The sequence below is a fragment of the Rhizobium freirei PRF 81 genome, from assembly GCF_000359745.1.
In the GTDB taxonomy this organism is placed as follows: Bacteria; Pseudomonadota; Alphaproteobacteria; order Rhizobiales; family Rhizobiaceae; genus Rhizobium; species Rhizobium freirei.
Genome location: NZ_AQHN01000072.1, coordinates 153,400 through 175,692 on the forward strand (window position 1 = coordinate 153,400; position 22,293 = coordinate 175,692).

The following is a 22,293-nucleotide window of genomic DNA, read 5'->3' on the forward strand; positions in this document are numbered from 1 at the left end:
GCTGTTAACCACAAAAAACAAAGGTCTCGCATTCTGCGCCAAAACGGGATTTTGCAGCCATTTCGGCTGATCGGCGGGTTCTCTTTTTATTCTTTCCTTAAGTCGCGAAGGCCTATTGTGCAGTCCAATAAGTGACCGTTTTGACGGGTTGTAGTGTGCGCGTATTGAGTGACATGGCTGTCGGGGCTGTAGCCTTCGTAGACCGGGTGAGCGGAAGCTGGCTCTCCGGCACGAGCGGAAATGGCGAGGTCCGGGCGCAGGAGCTGACGATCCTGCGTCGGCTGGCGCTTGCCTCCTCGGTAGCGCTTTTTGCAGTTCCTGCAGGGCTCTCCTTCATTACCAGCCCCGCAGTTGCTTTGCCCGCAGGCGTTGCCACGGTTTGCGCCGCTTTCCTGTTTTCGGCAGTCGGCAGCATCGCGCTGTCGCGCCAGCGGCCCGCTTCCCAATCTGCCGAGGCTGTCATCGTCGAGCATCGCGACCTGATGCTGGAGGCCGCCTTCGGCCTAGTCCTGCTTCTCGACCCGCAGGGGAACGTCACCACCGTTGGTGGTCGTGACCGGCCGGAATTCCTGAGCTGGATGCGCGATCCGACGGGCCGTGGCCTTATCGAGCAGATTCACGTATCGGACCGGATCGTATTTCTGCAGGCCATCGATGCGCTTCGCCAGGGCGGGGACGCATTCTGTGTCGACCTGCGCCTGGAGCGCTCCGCCGTTATCGGTAGCGATCAGCAATTCGTCCATGTTCGTGTGGAGCTGACGGCGCGGCGCGATGCCGAAGGACGCCTGACGGCAATCGTCGGCCAGTTGCGCGACATATCGCAGGATCAGCAGCTTCGCGAGGATGCCGCGCGCAAGACGGCGGAAGCGGAATCGGCCAATGACGCCAAGTCGCGTTTCCTTGCAGCCGTCAGCCATGAGCTGCGTACGCCGCTCAATGCGATCCTCGGCTTTTCCGATATCCTCAGCGGCGAATATTTCGGCAAGTTGGAAAACAACCGCCAGCGCGAATATGTCAGCCTGATACGCCAGTCCGGTGCCCATCTGCTGTCGGTGGTCAACACCATGCTCGACATGAGCAAGATCGAGGCCGGCCGTTATGAACTGCTGATGGAAGCCTTCTCGATCGAGGATTCCATTGCCACATGCGAAGCCATGCTGGCGCTGCAGGCCAAGGAAAAGGGGCTGACCTTGTCGAGCCGGGTCCAGCGCGGCCTTGGAGACATCGTCGCCGATCAGCGCGCCATCCAGCAGATCCTGATCAACCTCGTCGGCAATGCCATCAAATTCACCGACGCCGGCGGCGCGGTCACCGTCGATGCGGCATTGGCGGACGGCATGCTGAAGCTCTCGGTCGGAGATACCGGCATCGGTATCGCCAGCGAGCGGCTGGCCTCGCTGGGGCAGCCCTTCGTGCAGATCCAGAACGATTACACGCGCCGCTATGCCGGCACTGGCCTTGGCCTCTCGCTCGTCAAGGGCCTCGTCGCCCTGCACGGCGGAAGCTTCAATATAGCCAGTTCGCCGGGCGAGGGCACGGTGATCACGATTCTTATTCCGTTCGACGGTTCGGGCGTCACGGCTGTGCAACAGCCTGTGGATGTCAATCGTCCTGTCGATTTTCCGCCGCGCCTGAAACATACAGTGGAGATAAGTGAAGGGCGAAAAGAGGAAGGGATGGATGGCGCCGCAAAAGCGAAAATCGCCTAAGGGAAGAGGCAAGGGCAAGCGCAAGCAGCCCGGGTTCGCTTCTCGCGGAGTGGTCGCCCTGGGTAGCCTCAGCCTGCGTGGCGGCACGGCGCTTGGCGGTCTTGGCCTGCGCGGAGCTGGCGCGTTCGCAGGCCTGATCGGCAGCGCAGTCGGTCGCCATCCTGCCATTGCCGGCGGCATTGCTCTCTTTCTCGGGGTTTTCGGTTTCGTGACGGCAAATGCGCTCTGGTATCAGCCGGGCACGCATCCATCGCCCTTGCTGCGCACCCGCGATCCCGCGTCTCCCTATCAGATCCCTGGCCGCAAATCATTCCTCCATGCCCAGCAGGCCGATGCCGGCAATGTCACGACGTTCCGCATCGAACGACAGGATTCGACCGCTGCTGCGCCTGCGACCGGCAGGCCATCGGCGAACACATCCGCCGCGCCATCGAAGCTGATTGCCGACGTGCAAGCCGAACTCATCCGCCATGGCCTCTATGATGGCGCCGCAGACGGCGTGCCGGGATCGCGAACGACAGCTGCTATTCTTTTCTTTCAAGAGGCGTCCGGCCTGCCGCAGACAGGTGCACCGACAGCCGAGCTTCTGACTGCCCTGAAAGCCAGCAACGCTGCCGGCTCTCCGCCGGCAGCGGTCAACAAGGCAAGCATCGCGGCGATCCCCGCGCAGCGTCCGATCAATGTCTCCGCAACGGCTGATGCCATCGATCCGGTCGCCACCGCCATCCAGAACGCCGAGAAAAACATGAGGACGGGCGCTGTCGCGCCGAAGCCCGTGTCGGGCGATGCGGTCACCAAGGTCAACATGGTCATGCAGATCCAGAAGGGCCTGAGCAATATCGCCTATAGCAATGTCAGCATCGACGGCGTGGCCGGCGAGCAGACGAAAGCCGCCATCCGCCGGTTCCAGAAGCACTATCGCCTGCCGGAGACCGGCGAGCCGAACATGGCCGTGCTGAAGAAGCTGCAGGATATCGGCGCGCTTTGATCCACCGCCTCAATTGCCTCGCTCGCCGCTCGCCGCTATAGCTCGGCCATGAGATTGCGCAGCGACATCTTTGTTTCCGCCATGACCCGCCGTCTGTTTGCACGGGGCGATTTCGCTGCGGTTGAACGCAAGGGCGAGGAGCAGGCGGGGGCGATCTTCATTCGTCAGCGCTTCCGCGATGGGCTGGAGACTCTTTATGCGCCTGCGCCGCAGAGCCTGTTTGACGGGAAAGAGGGTGGGGGACGACTGTTCGAAATCCGCATCGACCGCAAAGAGCCGGCCGAAATCCGCGAAACGCTCGATCGCGAGCTGAAATTCGACCCGGATCTGTGGATCGTCGAGCTGGAAGCGGACGATATAGGCGAGATCGTGCCCTTGGCCGAAACACGGCCCAATCCCTTGGGCTGACGGCTGCTATCGCTTGCTTGCCACTCTCAATTCGCGGATCGAACCGGATTTGGCGCCGAACAGCGGAGCGACAGGGCGCGCCGCGATGCTGTCCTGCGGAAGATAGGTATAGCTGTCGGCGCGACGCCATGCTTCGACACGCGTCTGGCTTTCTTCGGCATCGATGTCGTCAAGCACCAGCCATGCCCGGCTGACGCTGCCATGCTGTTCTGCCAGATGCGGATAAAAGCGTTCTAGCGAATAGACGGCGTCTGCAATACCCATGCCGAGGCTGACGAGCGTCACGGCCAGTTGCTGCCCTGATGTGTCGAGCATGATACGTTCCGCCAGCCAATAGCTTGAGGACAGCGCATCGGCGAGTGTTTTTGCGAATTGCTGTGCATCGCGCTCCCGAGCGAAGCGGACGAGCAGAGCCTCCTGCATTTCGTCGAGGCTGCGCAGCCCGAGGCGGTCCCTGTCGTCGCGAACCAGATGACGTGCAACCTGCTTGATCTGCAGACGCAAGGATTCTTCCCGCGCCAGCCTGTCGGCTTCGACCGTATCGACCTTCGGCGGAAGTGCATTCGCCGCGGCGTCCGGCACGGTCACGCCGCGATCGGGCTCGGCCCGATGCAGGCCGACCAAAGCGTCGATGACCTTGGGTGACAGCGACGGTCTGCTGACGATCGCGCGCGCATGGGCTGCGCCCTGCGTGCGGGCGATGGTGATGAGGGTGTCGTCGTCGATCGCCTGCGAACTGGTGAGGAAGGGGGCGGCGATGGCGATCGGCTGGCAGCCGATGAAGAGGGCGACGGCCTGCGGCACTGTCGCACATTGGGACAGGGCGGCCACGGCCTGGCGCTTCGCCTCGTCGGAGGAAGCCTGGAATACCGGCGTGAAGAGCTCGGCAAATTGCCGAAGTGCGGATTTGGATGGATGGCCCATGCCTTCGAAGCTGGTGATCGTTGCCATCAGAACCACGTCCTTCTTACGGACAGTCGCAGGCTCTTCAAGGTCTCGAAACCGGTCACGCACGCCAACACCCATACTGATACGCTGAACAAAAACGCAGGGAGCCGGATCGTCGACCGCCGATACTGCCGCACCACTTTCCGTTCGCGCCGAATGACACTTCCCTGAACCGGAGCATCCTCGGCGGCGATTGTCGAAATGGGGATAGACACGACCGTCCTTGTCTGGCTTTCGGGAAAGACTAAGGCCGGTTCGGTTAATGGTTCGTGAAAACTTTATTAAAATCCGAATAAAAATTGCGCGTAAAGCTTGCGCGATGGCGAGCATCGGAACTTCGCTGGATGAGATGCCCTACAGGGGAGAGGCTGCGTTAGAGCAGGCTTTTGCTTCAGGAGTATTAGGCCCATATTTCAACCTATGCGGGCTCTCCCGAGCTTGGCGTATTTGCTGCGCCGACCGCTGCCGTAAGAGACATTCTTGATGCAGTGGGAACTAGAACCGTGTGGATGCGGGCTAGATGCCCCGATACTCGCGCAACGCCGCGAGGAGCTTTTCCGAGGTGTTGTAGCCGGATTGAAAAAGGCCGAGTGCTGCCGTCGCGGCGAACTGGGCTTCGGCACTTTTGATGTCGATTCGCCTCTCCTGGCACCATTTATCGAGCGCGCCGCGCAGGACAATGATATCCTCTGGAGAGAAGATGGAGTTGCCCGCAGCAAACATGTGTTGCCCTCGATTGCCGGCCTTACAATACGTTAATTTTTCGTGATCGCAAATAATATTTGCATGACGCTTTTTTGCAACGCAACCATCATTCATCTGGCTGCCGGCAGCGCCTATTATTCACATAAGAAATTGATATTGCTTGGTTTCACGGAGAAATTGATTTTTGCGAATTTTCTGCCGTTCATGAAACCAAAGCCATGGCCGCGGCGTTACTAGCATATGATCGCCCATGGCAAGGGTGACGTGCGACGAAGATTAGCATTCTGTTAACTGCAATATGTCTGAATTCCCATGAAAGCAGCCGCTGGCAGAATCTAATCAGGTGCAAGGAGGGCATGGAAACCGTAGTCGGCGCCCATGCCAAGGCGTTTCGAAAATGCCGAGAGAAGGCGTGAATGTCCCTCGTCTTAGCTGGAAGGATAGGGCTGAGAGAGGGAAGCGCTAGCCCGCTTCGATCGCGGGCAGGGTGAAATCAGTCGCAGGTTCATCCGTCTCAAGACGTAAATGGAGACGAGAATGGCAAAGATAATATCCCTTTCGGACTGGCGATTACGCTTGCCGCCGCGCGCTCGGCGCGAACCGGTAGAAGCACGGATACTGCTGTTTACCGGAGTGCGCTACGAACATCTGGATACTCCTACCCATCGCCCCGGAACCGGGCCTAAGCGGGCTAAGAGCAAGTAAGCCCGTCGGCTACGAGAGAGCTTCGCGCCGACGTCCATAGATTGCCACGGGTTTGCGGTGCCCTCCGGCCCCTCGCGACTGGAAGCGCAAGCTCCGCCACCGGCCAAGCCTCAGCCGTCGCCGAATTCGTCGCAGCCAGCTTCCGACAGAAATTCTCGGGCCGCATTGTTGAAGCTGGCCTGCGGCGCCATCGTACGCAAGACCACATAGCCCTGGGCGTGCGGCGCTTCCACCAGGATCGATTGCGCAAGAGCCGGCGGCAGAGCCTTGCGTATGCCCGTCAGCTGCACGGTGGAGGCGAGCAGCACGTCGAGCGCGCCGCCGACCGAGGTGCGGTCGCTCATGCTGAACACTTCGTTCGAAGCGGCATCGTAGACGGCAAGCGACCAGAACGGCACCTTGCCTTTCGCAGTCAAATGCACCGGCTTGTCTTCGATGTCATAAGCGCAAACGGCCGTGCGGATGTACGGGTCAGTATTGGAAAGCCCTGCATCGTCATCCTTGTCGTCGAGCATGTAGAAATGGTTCTCGTCGCCTTCGTCCGATACGCGGGTATAGGCGTCGCGGTCGGAGAAATGCGGCAGCGACAGGATGATGACGATGTGCAGCAGCGCTGCGCCGAAGAGGCCTGTCAGGATGGTGAAAACAAACTTAAACATTGCCGCACCCGATCTTCTCGAGCTTTGGCATGGTGAGGTCGATCAGGCCGGAATTGCCGGCCGCCGGCGAATCCAGCAGCGTCCAGACCAGTCGGAAATTGCCGGTGGCGGGCAGGGCGAGCCAGTTGTCCGCGTGCGCGCTTTGCGAAACGGCTATGCTGAAACTTGAATCCGGGTTGCGCAGCACGACCCAGGAGTTGATCGTCGAGGGGCGTCCTGGAAAGCCTTCAAGCGGAGCGCCGTCATTGCCGGCGATGAAAAGCGTCCAGAGCCGCGCCGGCGGCGTCTGGCCGCTGATGCGGTAGCTGCAGTTCGCCGTCAGCCGCGCGCCCGTATCGTCGTCGGAGGCCGTAAACGCCAGCCCTTCGGCCGTACCGTAAAGCAGCCGTCCGGCGCGGGCTCGGTGCGATTTCGCATAAGGGTCCGCATCCGCCGTCTGCATTTCCGGAAATGCCTGCCAGGCGCCGAGCTTGATCGCGCCGAAGCCGGATGTCGCGTTCAGCGCAAGGAGCGTGAACAGGATCCCGCCGCCGAAGGCGATCAGCAGCGAAAGCGCAACAAGAAGGGGAACTCGGAACACCCTGGGATCGTCCTTATGACAAATCGATATCGATTTATTCCTGATTCTGAAGGCAGGGGGAAGGGCAGGGCGTGGATGGGCCGGGTTATGGGGACGTTTACAGTGGAGCGGAATGAGGATCAGGGCTCGGCTGTTAGCGCGTGCCAAGCCCCAACGGCCAGCCAATTCGACAGGAGATGCTGTTGCTCCGCATATTTCGGTGGAAATCCATCCGGCTGATATCAGCCGGCATGCGATACCGCCCGCCTGCACCGAGCAGCCGCTATTCAGCGGCCGCCAGCTTTTGCGCTGCAAGCGGAGCCGCTGCCTTCAGCCTTTCGCCGATATCGCGGAGGATCTTGGTGGAATCCACCGATAGGGATCGGGGGCGCACGAGCGGGGGCAAGCCGCCACTTGCCGGATCCGCCGGCTTCTTGGCAGCGGTCTGGGGTTTCTGCGCGGGGAACGGATCGCTGATACCAGGGATCGGTTTCAGCACGATACCCTGGTGCGCATAATCCATGATCTTCTTGAAGGTCATGGCCGGCAGCGTCCCGCCCGTCATGTTGTTCGTCGACGTGTAGTCGTCGTTGCCGAACCAGACGGCGCAGGTGTAGTTGCCGGTAAAGCCGATGAACCAGGCATCGCGATAGGCTTGCGTAGTGCCGGTCTTGCCGCCGACGACGATGCCGTCCAGAGCTGCCTTGCGGCCGGTGCCGATTACCGGAACCTGCGTGAGCATCTGGGTCATATAGGAATTGGCTTTTTCGCTGAGAACGCGTTTGGCCGGCGTCTCGTCGCGGCTGAAATCATAGAGCACCTTGCCGTCGTAACCGGCGATCTGCTCGATGCCATGGCGTTGCGATTGCATGCCGTCTGCCGGGAAGACCGAATAGGCCGTGGCCTGGTCCAGCACCGTGACTTCCGATGTGCCGATCGGAATGGTCTTGTCGTTGCGGACCGGCGTTTCGACGCCCATGGCCTTGGCCATGTCGCGGATCGGCTGGATGCCGAACTTCTCCTTGGCAAGGCGCACGGGGATCGTGTTGATCGATTGCGTGAGCGCCTGGGTGAGCGTGACCTTGCCCTCGTAGCGGTTCTCGTAGTTGTGCGGGCTCCAGTTGCCCCAGGTGATCGGTGCGTCGACGATGGTGGAGGTCGGCGTCATGCCGTTCTCCATCGCCACGGAATAGGTGTAGATCTTGAACGAAGAGCCCGGTTGACGCAGCGCTTTGGTCGCGCGGTTGAACTGGCTTTCGCCGTAGTCGCTGCCGCCGACCATGGCGCGCACGGCACCGCCGCTTTCGATCATGACGCTCGCGCCCTGCTTGGCGTGATAGCGCTCGCCATATTCCATCAGGCTGGACTGGATCGAATCCTCCGACGCCTTCTGCAGGCCCATGTCGATGGTCGTGCGGACGATCAGCGAGCGCTCCGGAAAGCGCGTGGCAAGCCGCTGCACTTCGTCGAAGGCCCAGTCGAGGAAATAATCTGGGGATTCGATCTGGGCGCGGTCGACGACGGAGGCGGGGTTGCGCCGGGCGGCGATCACCTGTCCCTCGGTCATCAGCCCGCTCTGGACGAGATTGGACAGCACGTCGTTGGCGCGGGCGCGCGCGGCCGGCAGATTGACGTGCGGCGCATATTTCGCCGGCGCCTTGAACAGGCCGGCCAGCATCGCCGCTTCGGCCAGATTGACGTCGGTAATGCTCTTGCCGAAATAGAATTGTGCCGCGGCGGCCGCACCGAAGGTGCCGCCGCCCATATAAGTGCGGTCGAGATAGAGGCTTAAGATCCCCTTCTTGGACAGATTGGCCTCGAGCCAGATCGCCAGGAAGGCTTCCTTGATCTTGCGGTCGATGGAGCGCTCGTTGCTGAGGAAGATGTTTTTCGCCAGCTGCTGCGTCAGCGTCGAGCCGCCCTGGACGACGCCGCCCGCCTGCGCATTGACGGTCACGGCGCGGAAGAGACCGATGACATCGATGCCGAAATGGTCGAAGAAGCGCCGGTCCTCGGTGGCTAGCACCGCCTTGATGAAATAGTCCGGCAACTGGTCGACCGGTACGGAATTCTCGTGAATGATGCCGCGATGACCGATGACGTTGCCGTAACGGTCGAGGAAGGTGACGGCAAAATTGCCGCGATTGCGCCAGTCGCCTTGGGTCGCCTCGAAGGCCGGCATGGCGAGCATCAGCATGACCACGGAGCCGGCAGCACCCAGCGTCAGGCTTTCGCCGAGCAGTTCGAAGATAATGCGCTTCCAGCCGCGCACACGGAACCGGCGAAAGAAGATCGTGATCTCTTCCCAGGCCTCCGCAAGGCGAAAGCCTGCGTTCCAAAGAGTGGAGTCGATCCATGAATCGAGGCGCAGGAAGAAATAGCGTTTCCGCCGCCGGGGTTTTTCGGCCCCGCCGTCCTTCGGCGTCTCGGGCTCCATCTTCGGCCCGCTTTCTGGATTGGATGGGTCTTCCACGCTCTACTTCCCGACCATATTGCGGCTGCGCGTCTCCTTGTGGCACACGCAAAGCCCATTATCTCATAGGACGGCGAATTGAATAATTGGTTGATTTAGAGAAAAGAACAAGAGACATGCATGCCGCAGCCCGAATTCCTCCTTACGTCGGGTGGCGAGGACGACGATGATGACAGACGAGATACCCTTCTGGAAAAGCAAGAGCCTGACGGAAATGAGCCCGTCGGAATGGGAAAGCCTTTGCGACGGCTGTGGCCTCTGTTGTCTCAACAAACTCGAGGAGTGGGATACTGGCGACGTCTACTTCACCTCGATCCGCTGCAAGCTGATGGACGGTGAAAGCTGTCGTTGCACCAGCTATCCGAACCGCTGGGATTTCGTGCCCGACTGCGTGCAGTTGACGCCGGAGAAGGTGTCGGAGCTGGAGTGGCTGCCGCCCACTTGCGCCTACCGCCTCGTCAACGACGGCCGCGATCTCTATTGGTGGCATCCGCTGATTTCCGGCGATCCGGAAACGGTGCATATCGCCGGCGTTTCGGCGCGGGGCCGCACGGTCAGCGAAAATGACGTCGATCTCGACGACTTCGAGGATTTCGTCGTCGACTGGCCGCTAACCGTCGAAGACGACATGCTGCCTAACCCTCCGGCAAAGTCATAGACCTCGGCGCGGCGTTCCGCCAGGCGCGCCGCACGAGCGTCCTGACCGCTTCGCCATCGGCGTAGTGGTGGAAGAGCCGGGTCGAGCCTTTGAGCCAGCCCCCAGCCGCCCGGCACGGCCGTGACATGCTCCGACATGGTCGCCAAGGCTAATTGCTGCTGATCCGGCGTCAGTTTCACGACGCAGAAATCCGGACCCGGAAGGGTCATGAAAATCTTGCCCCGCACGCGAAAATCGCGGGTTCCGAAATGCGAGCTTTCCACCGCCTCCGGCAGGCTGAGGGCAAGGGCGATCAGATCCCCGTCTGTCATGGCGAAAGAATAGCATGCATGGCTGCAAGCGAAAACGCCGACGCGCGCGGCCTGCGACAACGCAGCCTCGGTGGAGATCCGCCTCTTCATTGAATTGCGCGGATACGCGTGATATCGCGCGAGCCTTCGCTGATGCCACAAGGAGCCGTCGCGTGATCCGTCATATCGTCTTCTTCACCGTTCCCGATCGCGCCAAGCTCGATGAGGTCCGCTCCGGCCTGTCGATCCTGACAGCCATTCCGCACGCGCGCCTCTTGGAAATCGGCATGAATGTGAAGACCGATCAGCTCGGCACCGACGTCGACATCATCGTCTATGGCGAATTCGATGACGAGGCGGCGCTCGCGGCCTACAAGGCGCATCCGAATTATCAGCGCTCGATAGAGCGGGTGCGCCCGCTGCGCGAAATGCGGATCGCGGCCGACTACGAGACGGATGTCGCTGTCCGCGCGCCGTTCTGAACAACGCGCCGGTTAAAGAGTATCCGCCACCAACCATTCCAAGGGATTGAGCCTTTGGGCGGAATCGAAATGTCAGCGATCGGACTCTTTGCAAGAGGTTCTTGAATCAACATCTGAGCGAGCCGATTCAATTTGGAAGGAAGCGGCTCCAAGCGATTCAAAAGACTCAATGAAAGCACCGTGCTTTGCACTGGCAAAACACTTGAAGGCCAGCTGGATTGGCCGGCGAGACGCGATGGTTCGCGACACGCTCATGCGCTTAACCATATCGAGGAATGATTAAAAATGACTGAGTTTGCGCGGTTGCTTATATAGCGGTTGCGCGGTTCGGGCATTGCTCGATGCGCGTCGCCATGAGATTGTGCCGATCATGCGGCGCAGGGTGCCGATTGACGGTCATTCCCGCAAATCTGCCGCGTCGCATCTAATAATTTCAAACGGTTAAGTATTTCTCCGGGCTCGCCGCAGGCCTTGAAAAGGGAAAATTACGGCCCATTCATTTGCCATTCAGACGTGTTTGGGTACATATTTGCTCAAGTTAATGTCCCTGTGGGAAGTCCGAAGCATGGCCTCAATTTCAAGCATAGCAGCAGCGGCCCTTGTCCTGGCCGGCTCGTCTGTTCTGCCGGCGCCGGCCTCGACTCAGGTGGCCCGAGCCAACAGCGATTGCAGCGAGGCGGCGGCGGAAGTCGTCGAAAAGACGGGCGGGCAGCTGCTTTCCGCGCAGCCGTCCGGCGATAGTTGCGTAATTACAGTTCTCGTGCAGGGCAACGGGCAGCGCCCGCGTAAGGTGACGATGAAAGTGCCGATGTGAGGGGCATTTCGATCCTACCGCATAGCAGATGTTCTAAAGCCTTGAATTTCACGCAAAATCTTATCGCTTCCGTGATTCCACTATAGCTCGAATTACAGTACTGTTTCTCGAACCGGGGAAATTGGGTCCGAACATGCGCATTCTGATAGTCGAAGACGATATCAACCTTAATCGCCAGCTCGCCGAAGCCTTGAAAGAGGCCGGCTATGTCGTCGATACGGCCTTTGACGGTGAGGAAGGGCATTTTCTCGGCGATACCGAGCCCTACGACGCCATCATCCTCGACATTGGTCTGCCCGAAATGGACGGCATTACCGTGCTGGAGAAATGGCGCGGTGCTGGGCGGGCAACGCCTGTGCTGATCCTGACGGCGCGCGACCGTTGGAGCGACAAGGTCGCCGGTATCGATGCCGGTGCGGACGATTACGTCGCCAAGCCTTTCCACGTCGAGGAAGTGCTCGCGCGCATCCGTGCGCTGATCCGCCGGGCCGCAGGCCACGCCTCTTCGGAAATCATCTGCGGTCCCGTGCGCCTCGACACCAAGAGCTCGAAGGCGACCGTGGACGGCAAGCCGCTCAAGCTAACCTCCCATGAATATCGGCTGCTCGCCTATCTCATGCATCACAAGGGCGAAGTCGTCTCGCGGACCGAACTGGTCGAGCATATGTACGATCAGGATTTCGACCGCGATTCCAATACGATCGAGGTTTTCGTCGGTCGCCTGCGCAAGAAGATGGGTGTCGATCTGATTGAAACGGTCCGTGGCCTTGGTTACCGAATCCAATCTCCGACCAATGCGAATTAAGTCGCTTACCGCGCGCGTCCTGCTGCTGACCACGCTGTGGTCGGCGGTAGCGCTGGTGGTGATCGGCCTCGTCATCTCCAACATCTACCGCAAGAGCGCCGAGCGCGGCTTTCAGGATTTGCTGAGAGCGCAGCTCTACAACGTCATCAATTCGGTGACGATCGGTGACCAGGGCTCATTGGCCGGCAGCCCGCAGCTCGGCGATCTCCGCTTCGCCCAGCCGAAAACGGGCTGGTACTGGATGGTCGAGCCGCTCGGCACCTACACGGCGACGCCCTTGGTTTCGCCGTCTCTCGGCGCGTCCAATCTGCCGGTGCTGTCGGTGCTGGAAGCGCCTTTCGACAAGAATTACGAGCGTTATTACATCGTCACTGATGCCTTCGGAAACCGTGTTCAGGTCGCCGAAACCGAAGTCGTGCTGGATACCGATGGCCGCGCGGCGCGTTTCCGCGTTACCGGCAATGTCGCCGTCGTCGAGGACGATGTCCGCAATTTCTCCCATAGCCTCTATTTCGCGCTCGTCGGCTTCGGTGTCGGCAGTCTCATCGTCAATGCGCTTGCCATTCTCTATGGTCTGAAGCCGCTCGATAAGGCCCGCGCCGCACTGGAGCGCATCCGTGCCGGCGAGAGCGAGCGGCTGCAGGGCGATTTCCCGCGCGAGATCCTGCCGCTCGCCAACGAGGTCAACGCACTGATCGAAAGCAACAGGCGCATTGTCGAGCGCGCCCGCATGCAGGTCGGCAATCTCGCGCATTCGCTGAAGACGCCGATCGCGGTGCTGCTGAATGAATCCCGCGTGCTGGAACGCTCGCATGGCGATCTGGTGAAGAACCAGGCCGAGGTCATGCAGGGGCAGGTCCAGTCCTATCTCAATCGCGCCCGCATCGCTGCACAGCGCGATTCCGTGCTGGCGCGCACCGAGGCCGAACCCGCGCTCGAGCGGCTTGTCCGCGTCATGCGGCGGCTCAATGCGGAAAAGGAATTCGAACTCACCGTTTCTCCCAATCTGGCGCTGGCGATGGAACAGCAGGATTTGGAAGAGACCGTCGGCAATCTTCTGGAAAATGCCGCCCGCTTTGCCGAGCACAAGGTGCGCCTTTCGGCGAGCGAGGCGCCGCCGGAGATCAAGGGCATCGATCCTGCGCGGCGTCATTGGGTGGAACTTGTGGTAGAAGACGATGGCCCGGGGCTCGAGCCGGATCAGATCCGCGAGGCGATGAAGCGTGGTCGCAGGCTGGACGAGAGCAAGCCCGGGACAGGTCTCGGCCTGTCGATCGTCAGCGAGATTACCAACGAATATCAAGGCAAGTTCGAATTGTCCCGAGGCGACTGGGGCGGTCTTCGCGCAAGCCTAATTCTACCTGGGCTTACGAAGGATGTTGCGTGAGGAACGGCATGATGCCAAAGAGATATCGTGGGTCATGATGATGCCGCATCGCAGTACCTATGGTTTTGCTTTTTGATACTGGTTCGGTTGTATGAAGCTTCGTACCTATTTCCTGATTGTCCCCTCTCTTTTTGCAGTACTTGCGCTTTCCGGTTGTTCCACCACGGGTGGTAAAGGAGGCGGCGATAGCTTGTTGTCCTCCCCCAAGCTGCCGGCGTCGGCGACGTTTATCACAGCGCTCGATGGCGGCATCGTCGGCCGGACGGGATTGAAGCTCAGCGACAACGACAAGCAGCGGGCGCTGGAGGCGGAGTATCGGGCGCTGGAAACCGCGCCGCTTGGCCAGCCAGTGGCCTGGAAGGGCAGGAATGCCAGCGGCGAAGTCGTAGCCGCCGCGCCCTATCAGGTCGGCTCGCAGAATTGCCGACAATATACCCATACCATCACCGTCGACGGCAAGCCGACGACCGCGAGGGGCGCTGCCTGCCGCAATGATGACGGCACCTGGACGCCGCTCGAATAGGTTCGCTTGCTGAGAGGCGCGGCCAAACGCCTCAAATCTTCGTCAGTGAGGCTTTCTCAGTTGGAATAAGCGCCCCGTTAAAGTATTGGGCGTTTATGCTGTTCTGGATTCTCGTGGCCGTCATCACGGCCGTTGTCGGCGCTGTGCTGCTCTTTCCTCTTCTGCGTGGTGCAAAGGAGGCCGCCGACTATCGTTCCGGAGAGGCCGAGGTCTACCGCGATCAGCTCCGCGAACTGGATCGTGATCTTGCCGGCGGGCTGATCTCGCCGGAGGAGGCAGGCTATGCCCGGGCGGAGATCGGTCGGCGCCTCATCGCCGTTTCCAAAGGCGAGGCCACCGAAGCGAAATCGCCTGCCCGAGGCAACTATCGCTTTTCGCAGGCGTTCATCATCGTCCTTCTCCCCGCCATCGGCCTCTGTCTTTATCTCGCCAACGGCAATCCGGGGCTACCGTCGCAGCCGCTGGAAGCGCGGCTCGAGAAGCCCGGCAACGACCTTGCCATTTCCATCGTCAAGATCGAACAGCATCTGGCCCAGAATCCCGATGACGCCAAGGGCTGGGAAGTTCTGGCGCCGATCTATTTCAAGACCAATCGTATCGCTGACGCGGAGCTTGCCTATCGCAATGTCATCCGTTTGCTGGGGCCGAATGCCACGCGGCTCGGCGATCTGGGCGAAGTCCTGGTGGTCAAGGCCAACGGCGTCGTGACTGCGGAGGCCCGCAGCGTCCTGCAGCAGTCGCTGGCGCTCGATACCGCCAATCCGCGCACGCTTTTCTATCTGGCGCTGGCGCTGGAGCAGGAAGGCAAGGCGGGGGACGCGAAGTCAGCCTTCGAAGCCTTGGCCAGGCTATCGCCGCCGGATGCGCCCTGGCTTGCCGCCGTCAATGAGCATATTGTCAAGAATGGCGGCCAGCCCACGGCATCCGCGAATGCCAACGCGCCCGGCAACCCGACTGCGGAGGATGTCGCGGCCGCCAATGCGCTCAGCAGCGGCGATCGCCAGCAAATGATCCGCGGCATGGTCGAGAGCCTTGATGCCAAGCTTAAGGACGACCCGAAGAATTTCGAAGGCTGGATGCGGCTGATCCGTTCCTATGCGGTGCTGAACGATCGGGAGCGTGCAGCGGATGCGTTGAAGCGCGGCCTTGCGGCTTTTCCCGCCGATGGAGGAGAGGGCCGGCAGCTTCTGGCGCTGGCGAAGGAATTGGGACTGCCGACGGAGGTGAAACAGCAATGACCCGCAAGCAGAAACGCCTGGCAGTGATCGCCGGCGGCATGGGTTTCATCGCCGTTGCCGTGCTGCTCGTCCTGTTCGCCTTCAGCCAGTCGGTCGCCTATTTCTATATGCCGGCCGATCTCGCCAAGACGCCGGTCAACGCCGGCACGCTGATCCGCCTTGGCGGGTTGGTCGGCGAAGGATCGATCGTGCGCGGGCAGGGTACGCAGGTACAATTCGCCGTGACCGACGGCACCGATACCATCAAGGTGAAATATGACGGCATCCTGCCTGACCTTTTCCGCGAAGGGCAGGGCGTCGTCACCGAGGGCAAATTCGAGCCGGGCAGCAATGTCTTTGTCGCGGACAGCGTTCTTGCCAAGCATGATGAGCGCTACATGCCGAAGCAGGTTGCCGACAAGCTGAAGGCTGACGGCGTCTGGAAGGGCGAGGAGGCGACCCGATGATTATCGAGCTTGGACATTATGCCCTGGTTCTGGCGCTGGCGACCGCACTCGTCGTCTCCATCCTTCCTGTCATCGGCACGCGCCGCGGCGACGTGTCGATGATGGATATCGCGCCGGTCGGCTCGGTCGTCGCATTCTTGCTTGTCGCCTTTTCTTTTGGCGTCCTGACCTATGCCTATGTCGCCTCCGATTTCTCCGTGCTGAACGTCTGGGCCAATTCCCATTCGCTGATGCCGCTGATCTTCAAGATTTCCGGCGTCTGGGGCAATCACGAGGGATCGATGATGCTCTGGCTGCTGATCCTGTCGCTGTTCAGCGCACTGGTCGCACTGTTCGGGCGCAATCTGCCCGATGTGCTGCGTGCCAATGTTCTGGCCGTGCAGTCCTGGATCTCCTCGGCCTTTCTGGTCTTCATTCTGCTGACATCCAATCCGTTCCTCCGGCTCGACCCGGCGCCGGCCGAGGGCAAGGATCTCAATCCCGTCCTGCAGGATATCGGCCTCGCCATCCATCCGCCCTTGCTCTACCTCGGCTATGTCGGCTTCTCCGTCTGCTTTTCCTTCGCCGTCGCAGCGCTTCTGGAGGGCCGTATCGACGCCGCCTGGGCACGCTGGGTTCGGCCTTGGACGCTTGCCGCCTGGAGCTTCCTGACGCTTGGCATCGCCATGGGTTCCTACTGGGCCTACTACGAACTCGGCTGGGGCGGCTGGTGGTTCTGGGATCCGGTGGAAAACGCCTCCTTCATGCCCTGGCTTGCCGGCACTGCGCTGCTGCACTCGGCGCTGGTCATGGAGAAGCGTGACGCTCTGAAGATCTGGACGGTGCTGCTGGCGATCCTGACCTTCTCGCTCTCGCTGCTCGGCACCTTCCTCGTCCGCTCCGGCGTGCTGACCTCGGTGCATTCTTTTGCCAGCGATCCGACGCGCGGCATTTTCATTCTCTGCATTCTGCTTGTTTTCATCGGCGGCGCACTGTCGCTCTTCGCTCTTCGCGCGCCGAAGCTTGCCGCTGGCGGATTGTTCGCGCCGATTTCGCGCGAGGGAGCGCTGGTTCTCAACAATCTGATCCTGACAGTCGCCTGCGGCACGGTGCTGACGGGCACGCTCTATCCGCTGGCGCTGGAGACGCTGACCGGCGACAAGATTTCCGTCGGGCCGCCCTTTTTCAACATGACGTTCGGGCTGCTGATGACGCCGATCCTCATCGCCGTGCCGTTCGGCCCGCTGCTTGCCTGGAAGCGTGGCGATCTGCTGGGCGCGTTGCAGCGGCTCTATGTCGTGGCCGGTCTTGCCTTTCTGGCCGGGCTTGTCCTGTTCTATCTCAAGCATGGCGGCCCGGTGATGGCCATTCTCGGCCTTGCTGCCGGCTTCTTCCTGATCTTCGGCGCGCTGGCTGATCTCTGGTATCGCGCCGGCGTTCGCAAGGTTGCCGCTGGTGTCGCCTGGCGCCGGCTGCGCGGGCTGCCGCGTTCCGCCTTCGGCACCGCGCTCGCCCATGCCGGCCTCGGCATTACCGTGCTCGGCATCGTCGCCGTGACGACCTTCGAGGCGGAAAACATCACCAGCATGAAGCCGGGCGAGACCGCTGATCTCGGCGGCTACAGCCTGCGCTTTGAAGGCGTGCAACCGGCTGTCGGTCCGAACTTTACCGAGGATCGCGCCCGCTTCACGGTGAGCCGCGGCGGCGTCGCCTTTGCCGAAATGTCGTCCGCCAAACGCGTGTTTACGGCAAGCCGCACGGCAACGACCGAATCCGGCATCCTGACGCTTGGGCCGAACCAGCTCTACGTATCGATCGGCGATGCCGGCAAGGATGGCGGCATGGTCGTGCGTATCTGGTGGAAGCCGTTCATCCTTTGCATCTGGGTGGGTGCGCTCGTCATGGCGTTCGGCGGTTTCGTGTCGCTCAGCGATCGGCGCTTGCGTATCGGCGCGCCAAGTCGCAAGGCAAAGCCGGCCGATCCTGCCATGGAGCCGGCCGAATGAGCAGGGTTCGGTCGATATTACCCTTTGCGCGCGCAAGCCGTCTGCCTGGCCTTGTCAGGCTCTGGCTCTGTCTTGCAGCCATCCTGACGCCGCTATCGGCCTTCGCCGTCAATCCCGATGAAGTTCTGCCCGATCCGGCCATGGAAGCGCGGGCGCGGACGATCTCCGCTGAATTGCGCTGCATGGTCTGCCAGAACCAGTCGATCGACGATTCCAATGCCGACCTTGCGCGCGATCTGCGTCTGCTGGTCCGCAACCGCCTCAAGGATGGCGACACCGATCAGCAGGTACTCGATTACATAGTCTCCCGTTATGGTGAGTTCGTCCTCTTGAAGCCGCGCTTCAGCGAAAAGACATTCATACTCTGGGGTGCGCCGATCTCACTCTTTGTCGTCGGCGGATTTGCCCTTGCAGTCTATGCTCGCCGCCGTGCCGGCAAGCCCACCGGCAAGCCTCTGAGTGCCGAGGAAGAGGCGCAATTGAATGAGATCCTGGGAAAGTGACGCTGACGTCATCTTCCTTCACGTCATTGCCATCATTTCCCTACATTACGAATTTTTCATGGGGCGGACAGTTCGCTGTAAGGTCCCGTGTCCTATATGTTTACCACACAAGTCATTGTCGGCCTGCGCCGGCGGAAATCTGACGAGAGAAGAGAAGGTAACTCGCATATGTTCAGGAATATCAAGGACACCTTGTCCCGTAGCACCGCTATGAAGGCTTCTGTCGTCGCCGGTCTCGCTGTCGCTGCTCTGGCAACGGGTGTTCCCGCCGAAGTCAGCAGTTCCTATGCCGATGCCGTCAATGTTCAGGCACCGCAGGTTCCGAGCTTTGCCAACGTGGTGGATGCCGTATCGCCGGCGGTCGTCTCGGTCCGTGTCGAATCCCGCGTCAACTCGGCTGCCGATGAAGACGACTCCTTCAGCCTCGGTCGTGGCTTCGACGATCTCCCCGACAATCACCCGCTGAAGAAGTTCTTCCGCCAGTTCGAGCAGCAGCAGGGCCGCGGCCAGCAGAAGAATTCCGAGGATGGCAAGGGCCGCCTGCGGCCGGTCGCTCAAGGCTCCGGCTTCTTCGTGTCGGAAGACGGCTACATCGTCACCAACAATCACGTCGTTTCAGATGGCGCAGCCTTTGTCGTCGTTCTCAACGATGGCACCGAACTCGACGCCAAGCTCGTCGGCAAGGATTCGCGCACCGACCTTGCCGTGCTGAAGGTCGACCCCAAGGGCAAGAAATTCACCTATGTCGGCTGGGCCGATGACGCCAAGGTCCGCGTCGGCGATTGGGTCGTTGCCGTCGGCAATCCGTTCGGCCTCGGCGGCACCGTGACCGCGGGCATCGTCTCTGCCCGTGGCCGCGACATCCATTCCGGTCCCTATGACGATTACATCCAGATCGATGCGCCCGTGAACAAGGGCAACTCCGGTGGCCCGACCTTCAACCTCAACGGCCAGGTGGTCGGCATCAATACCGCCATCTTCTCGCAGTCGGGCGGCAGCGTCGGCATCGCCTTCGCCATTCCGGCGACCACCGCCAGGGATGTCGTCACCGATCTGATCAAGACCGGCACGGTTTCGCGCGGCTGGCTTGGCGTTCAGATCCAGCCCGTCAGCAAGGATATCGCTGAATCCCTCGGCCTTTCCGAAGCAAGCGGCGCGCTGGTCGTCTCTCCGCAGGATGGCTCGCCGGGTCAGAAGGCGGGCATCAAGAACGGCGATGTGATCATGGCGGTCAACGGCGATCCGGTCAAGGATCCGCGCGATCTGGCTCGTCGCATCGGTGCCATGCAGCCGGGCGCCAAGGTCGAGGTTTCCCTGTGGCGTAATGGCAAGTCCCAATCGGTCACGGTCGAGCTCGGCACTTTGCCGGTCGATCAGAGCCAGTCTTCGACTGACGACAACTCGCAGCCGAGCCAGTCGCAGCCATCCACCGAAAAGGCCCTGGCCGATCTTGGTCTCACCGTCGGCCCCTCCGACGATGGCAAGGGCGTTGCCATCACCGCCGTCGACCCCGATTCCGATGCTGCCGACAAGGGCGTGAAGGAAGGCGAGAAGATCACCTCGGTCAACAATCAGCAGGTCTCGAGCGCCAAGGACATTGTCAAGGTTCTCGAACAGGCGAAGAAGGACGGCCGCACGCGCGCCCTGTTCCAGATCCAGTCCGGTGACGGCAGCCGTTTCGTCGCCCTGCCGATCAATGCAGGCTGATCCTTTCCATCTCTAAGAATACAATGGGAAGCCGCGCAGGCACGGCTTGCGCGGCTTCCCCTTTAGATGACGTAAACGATGACTGGCTCTGAGGCAGGTGAAAGATGACAACCGCTGGCCAACATGCCGTGAATCCTTCCGAATCCGGTTGTGCCGAGACACCCTCGGCAGGTAATGTCGCCCACATGAAGATTCTGATCATCGAAGACGATCTCGAGGCAGCGGCCTATCTCACCAAGGCGTTTCGCGAGGCCGGCATCATTGCCGATCACGCCAGCGACGGCGAGAGCGGTCTCTTCATGGGCACGGAAAACACCTACGATGTCGCTATCATCGATCGTATGCTGCCGCGCCGCGATGGCCTGTCCGTCATCAGCGAATTGCGCCGCAAGGGCGTGCATACCCCGGTCCTGATCCTCTCGGCGCTTGGGCAGGTCGACGATCGCGTCACCGGCTTGCGTGCTGGCGGCGATGACTATCTGCCAAAACCCTATGCTTTCAGCGAGCTGCTCGCGCGTGTGGAAGTGCTGGGGCGCCGCAAGGGAACGCCCGAGCAGGATGTTCTCTATCGCGTCGGCGATCTCGAATTGGATCGGCTGTCGCATGAGGTTCGCCGCGGCGGCAAGGAAATCCCGCTGCAGCCGCGTGAATTCCGCCTGCTGGAATATTTGATGAAGAATGCCGGCCAGGTCGTCACCCGCACCATGCTTCTCGAGAATGTCTGGGACTATCATTTCGATCCGCAGACCAACGTCATCGACGTCCATGTCTCGCGGCTGCGCTCCAAGATCGAGAAGGATTTCAGTCAGCCATTGCTGAAGACGATCCGCGGCGCCGGCTACATGATCAAGGACGAGGGATGAGCCGCTTCCGCGTCCTCTTCAAATCCACCGCAGTCCGCCTCTCTGCCCTCTACATCCTTCTTTTTTCGCTCTGCGCCGCCACACTTGTCTTCTATGTCACGGCCATGTCCGAACGGCTGCTATCGGGGCAGATCCGCGATGCCGTGCAGCAGGAAGTCAATCAGGTCAAGCGCGCTTACGATATCGGCGGGCTGAACCTGCTTCTGCGCACGATGGAGCGCCGCGCGCGCCAGCCGGGCGCCAATCTCTACATCATTGCCGGTCCTTCCGGCGATATTCTTGCCGGCAACGTCGCTTCCGTACAGCCCGGTGTGCTCGGTCAGGCCGGCTGGACGGAACTGCCCTTCATCTACGAGCGCTATACGGACGCTTCCAACGATCAGGAGCGGCGTCATCTGGCGATCGCCAACATCTTTATCCTCGATAACGGCCTGCGTATTCTGGTTGGCCGCGACCTTGGCGAGCCGGAGCGTTTCCGTGTGCTGGTGCGCCAGGCGCTGATGCTGGCGCTGGCGATCATGGGCCTCGGTGCTCTGGTCATCTGGTTCGGCATCGGCCGCAATGCCCTGAAGCGCATCGACCGGATGACGGATGCGAGCCGCAAGATCATGGCCGGCGACCTCTCGCAGCGCCTGCCCGTCGGCGGCTCCGGCGATGAATTCGACCGCATGTCGACATCGCTGAATGCCATGCTGGGGCGCATCGAGAAGCTGAACGAGGGGCTGCGGCAGGTCTCCGACAATATCGCGCACGACCTGAAGACACCGCTGACACGCCTGCGCAACAAGGCAGCCGATGCGCTCGACAATGCCGACAGCGACGGCCGCCGCGTCGCGCTGGAGGGCATCATCGGCGAATCCGACCAGCTGATCCGCACTTTCAATGCGCTGCTGATGATCTCGCGCGTCGAAGCCGGCTCGGTGGCGGCCGAGATGACCGCCGTCGATCTCTCCTCCATCGTCGCCGATACGTCCGAGCTTTATGAGCCGGTGGCCGAGGAATCCGGGTTGACGCTGATGGCCGATATCGAGCCCGATGTCGAGGTGCAGGGTAATCGCGAATTGATCGGCCAAGCGATTTTCAACCTTATCGACAACGCTCTCAAATACGCAGCAGGCTGCCAGGGCGAGCCGACCGTGACGCTAAAGCTGTCCCGCACGCATGACGCGGTGATGCTCGGCGTCGTGGATCATGGCCCCGGCATTCCCGCTCAACAGCGCGCCGATGTCGTCAAGCGCTTTTTCCGCCTGGACGAAAGCCGTTCCAAGCCGGGAACCGGGCTTGGCCTCGCGCTGGTGGAGGCGGTCATGGAGTTGCACGGCGGCCAGCTTGAGCTTTCGGATACCGATCCCGATAAAGCCGATGCCAAAGGGCTAACCGTAACGATGATCTTCCCCATGCAGAAACAATAGGTTAATCCTGCGTTATCCGATTGCTC

At 61.0% G+C, this 22,293-nt stretch carries 21 protein-coding genes and 1 pseudogene; 16 read left to right on the forward strand and 6 right to left on the reverse strand.

The window, feature by feature from the left end:
- Nucleotides 1-173 precede the first annotated feature (173 nt).
- From RHSP_RS19765 to RHSP_RS19775, 3 genes are read left to right on the forward strand one after another with little or no spacing between them, the layout of a single operon-like run.
- A complete protein-coding gene (locus tag RHSP_RS19765) occupies nucleotides 174-1,709 on the forward strand; it encodes a sensor histidine kinase (RefSeq protein ID WP_200863278.1) in 1,536 nt (511 codons plus the stop codon).
- Nucleotides 1,681-2,697: a peptidoglycan-binding domain-containing protein gene (locus RHSP_RS19770; protein WP_004121599.1), complete on the forward strand. Its 1,017-nt coding sequence runs from the start codon at nucleotides 1,681-1,683 to the stop codon at nucleotides 2,695-2,697. The genes RHSP_RS19765 and RHSP_RS19770 overlap by 29 nt, the downstream gene beginning before the upstream one ends.
- 48 nt (nucleotides 2,698-2,745) lie before the next feature.
- Nucleotides 2,746-3,105: a DUF1491 family protein gene (locus tag RHSP_RS19775; protein WP_004121602.1), complete on the forward strand. Its 360-nt coding sequence runs from the start codon at nucleotides 2,746-2,748 to the stop codon at nucleotides 3,103-3,105.
- A 6-nt stretch (nucleotides 3,106-3,111) separates the two neighbouring features.
- Here RHSP_RS19775 and RHSP_RS19780 read toward each other — a convergent pair whose 3' ends face one another.
- The 5 genes from RHSP_RS19780 to RHSP_RS19800 form a co-directional block, all read right to left on the reverse strand.
- A complete protein-coding gene (locus RHSP_RS19780; RefSeq protein ID WP_037153280.1) occupies nucleotides 3,112-4,119 on the reverse strand; it encodes a DUF2336 domain-containing protein in 1,008 nt (335 codons plus the stop codon).
- Between the two features lie 450 nt (nucleotides 4,120-4,569).
- The gene (locus tag RHSP_RS19785; RefSeq protein ID WP_037153113.1) at nucleotides 4,570-4,776 is read right to left on the reverse strand and encodes a hypothetical protein; all 207 of its coding nucleotides are present in this window, start codon (nucleotides 4,774-4,776) and stop codon (nucleotides 4,570-4,572) included.
- A gap of 797 nt (nucleotides 4,777-5,573) precedes the next feature.
- Entirely contained in the window at nucleotides 5,574-6,122 is a 549-nt protein-coding gene (locus RHSP_RS19790) for a DUF1254 domain-containing protein (protein ID WP_004121608.1), read from the reverse strand.
- Nucleotides 6,115-6,702 (reverse strand): DUF1214 domain-containing protein, encoded by a 588-nt coding sequence (locus RHSP_RS19795; protein WP_004121611.1) that lies wholly within the window; start codon nucleotides 6,700-6,702, stop codon nucleotides 6,115-6,117. The genes RHSP_RS19790 and RHSP_RS19795 overlap by 8 nt, the downstream gene beginning before the upstream one ends.
- 262 nt (nucleotides 6,703-6,964) lie before the next feature.
- Nucleotides 6,965-9,154, reverse strand: coding sequence for a transglycosylase domain-containing protein (locus RHSP_RS19800; protein WP_004121614.1), 2,190 nt, complete (start codon nucleotides 9,152-9,154; stop codon nucleotides 6,965-6,967).
- A 169-nt stretch (nucleotides 9,155-9,323) separates the two neighbouring features.
- Here RHSP_RS19800 and RHSP_RS19805 point away from each other — a divergent pair, with 169 nt between their 5' ends.
- Nucleotides 9,324-9,812: a YcgN family cysteine cluster protein gene (locus RHSP_RS19805; RefSeq protein ID WP_004121616.1), complete on the forward strand. Its 489-nt coding sequence runs from the start codon at nucleotides 9,324-9,326 to the stop codon at nucleotides 9,810-9,812.
- A gap of 179 nt (nucleotides 9,813-9,991) precedes the next feature.
- Here the strand turns inward: RHSP_RS19805 and RHSP_RS36060 are convergent.
- Nucleotides 9,992-10,213: pseudogene (locus tag RHSP_RS36060) on the reverse strand (hypothetical protein); the annotation flags it as partial.
- A gap of 62 nt (nucleotides 10,214-10,275) precedes the next feature.
- Here RHSP_RS36060 and RHSP_RS19815 point away from each other — a divergent pair.
- From RHSP_RS19815 to RHSP_RS19870, 12 genes are all read left to right on the forward strand, one after another.
- Nucleotides 10,276-10,584, forward strand: a complete 309-nt coding sequence (locus tag RHSP_RS19815) for a Dabb family protein (protein WP_004121619.1) — start codon at nucleotides 10,276-10,278, stop codon at nucleotides 10,582-10,584.
- Between the two features lie 565 nt (nucleotides 10,585-11,149).
- A complete protein-coding gene (locus RHSP_RS19820; RefSeq protein WP_004121637.1) occupies nucleotides 11,150-11,398 on the forward strand; it encodes a hypothetical protein in 249 nt (82 codons plus the stop codon).
- Nucleotides 11,399-11,531: 133 nt separating this feature from the next.
- Nucleotides 11,532-12,203, forward strand: coding sequence for a response regulator transcription factor (locus RHSP_RS19825; protein ID WP_004121640.1), 672 nt, complete (start codon nucleotides 11,532-11,534; stop codon nucleotides 12,201-12,203).
- The gene (locus RHSP_RS19830) at nucleotides 12,193-13,590 is read left to right on the forward strand and encodes an ATP-binding protein (protein WP_004121642.1); all 1,398 of its coding nucleotides are present in this window, start codon (nucleotides 12,193-12,195) and stop codon (nucleotides 13,588-13,590) included. The genes RHSP_RS19825 and RHSP_RS19830 overlap by 11 nt, the downstream gene beginning before the upstream one ends.
- A 91-nt stretch (nucleotides 13,591-13,681) precedes the next feature.
- On the forward strand, nucleotides 13,682-14,113 hold the full coding sequence (locus RHSP_RS19835; protein ID WP_004121645.1) for a hypothetical protein: 432 nt from the start codon (nucleotides 13,682-13,684) through the stop codon (nucleotides 14,111-14,113).
- 95 nt (nucleotides 14,114-14,208) lie between these two features.
- On the forward strand, nucleotides 14,209-15,351 hold the full coding sequence (gene ccmI, locus RHSP_RS19840; RefSeq protein ID WP_004121648.1) for a c-type cytochrome biogenesis protein CcmI: 1,143 nt from the start codon (nucleotides 14,209-14,211) through the stop codon (nucleotides 15,349-15,351).
- A complete protein-coding gene (gene ccmE / locus RHSP_RS19845; protein WP_004121650.1) occupies nucleotides 15,348-15,797 on the forward strand; it encodes a cytochrome c maturation protein CcmE in 450 nt (149 codons plus the stop codon). Before ccmI ends, ccmE begins: the two co-directional genes overlap by 4 nt.
- Nucleotides 15,794-17,782, forward strand: coding sequence for a heme lyase CcmF/NrfE family subunit (locus RHSP_RS19850; RefSeq protein ID WP_004121670.1), 1,989 nt, complete (start codon nucleotides 15,794-15,796; stop codon nucleotides 17,780-17,782). Before ccmE ends, RHSP_RS19850 begins: the two co-directional genes overlap by 4 nt.
- Nucleotides 17,779-18,285 carry a cytochrome c-type biogenesis protein gene (locus RHSP_RS19855; protein WP_004121672.1) on the forward strand — a complete coding sequence of 169 codons (507 nt, stop codon included), beginning with the start codon at nucleotides 17,779-17,781 and terminating at the stop codon, nucleotides 18,283-18,285. The genes RHSP_RS19850 and RHSP_RS19855 overlap by 4 nt, the downstream gene beginning before the upstream one ends.
- Nucleotides 18,286-18,453: 168 nt before the next feature.
- The gene (locus RHSP_RS19860; protein ID WP_037153122.1) at nucleotides 18,454-19,992 is read left to right on the forward strand and encodes a Do family serine endopeptidase; all 1,539 of its coding nucleotides are present in this window, start codon (nucleotides 18,454-18,456) and stop codon (nucleotides 19,990-19,992) included.
- Between the two features lie 104 nt (nucleotides 19,993-20,096).
- Nucleotides 20,097-20,855, forward strand: a complete 759-nt coding sequence (locus RHSP_RS19865; RefSeq protein WP_004121678.1) for a response regulator transcription factor — start codon at nucleotides 20,097-20,099, stop codon at nucleotides 20,853-20,855.
- Nucleotides 20,852-22,267, forward strand: a complete 1,416-nt coding sequence (locus RHSP_RS19870; protein ID WP_004121680.1) for a sensor histidine kinase — start codon at nucleotides 20,852-20,854, stop codon at nucleotides 22,265-22,267. The genes RHSP_RS19865 and RHSP_RS19870 overlap by 4 nt, the downstream gene beginning before the upstream one ends.
- Nucleotides 22,268-22,293: the final 26 nt, after the last annotated feature.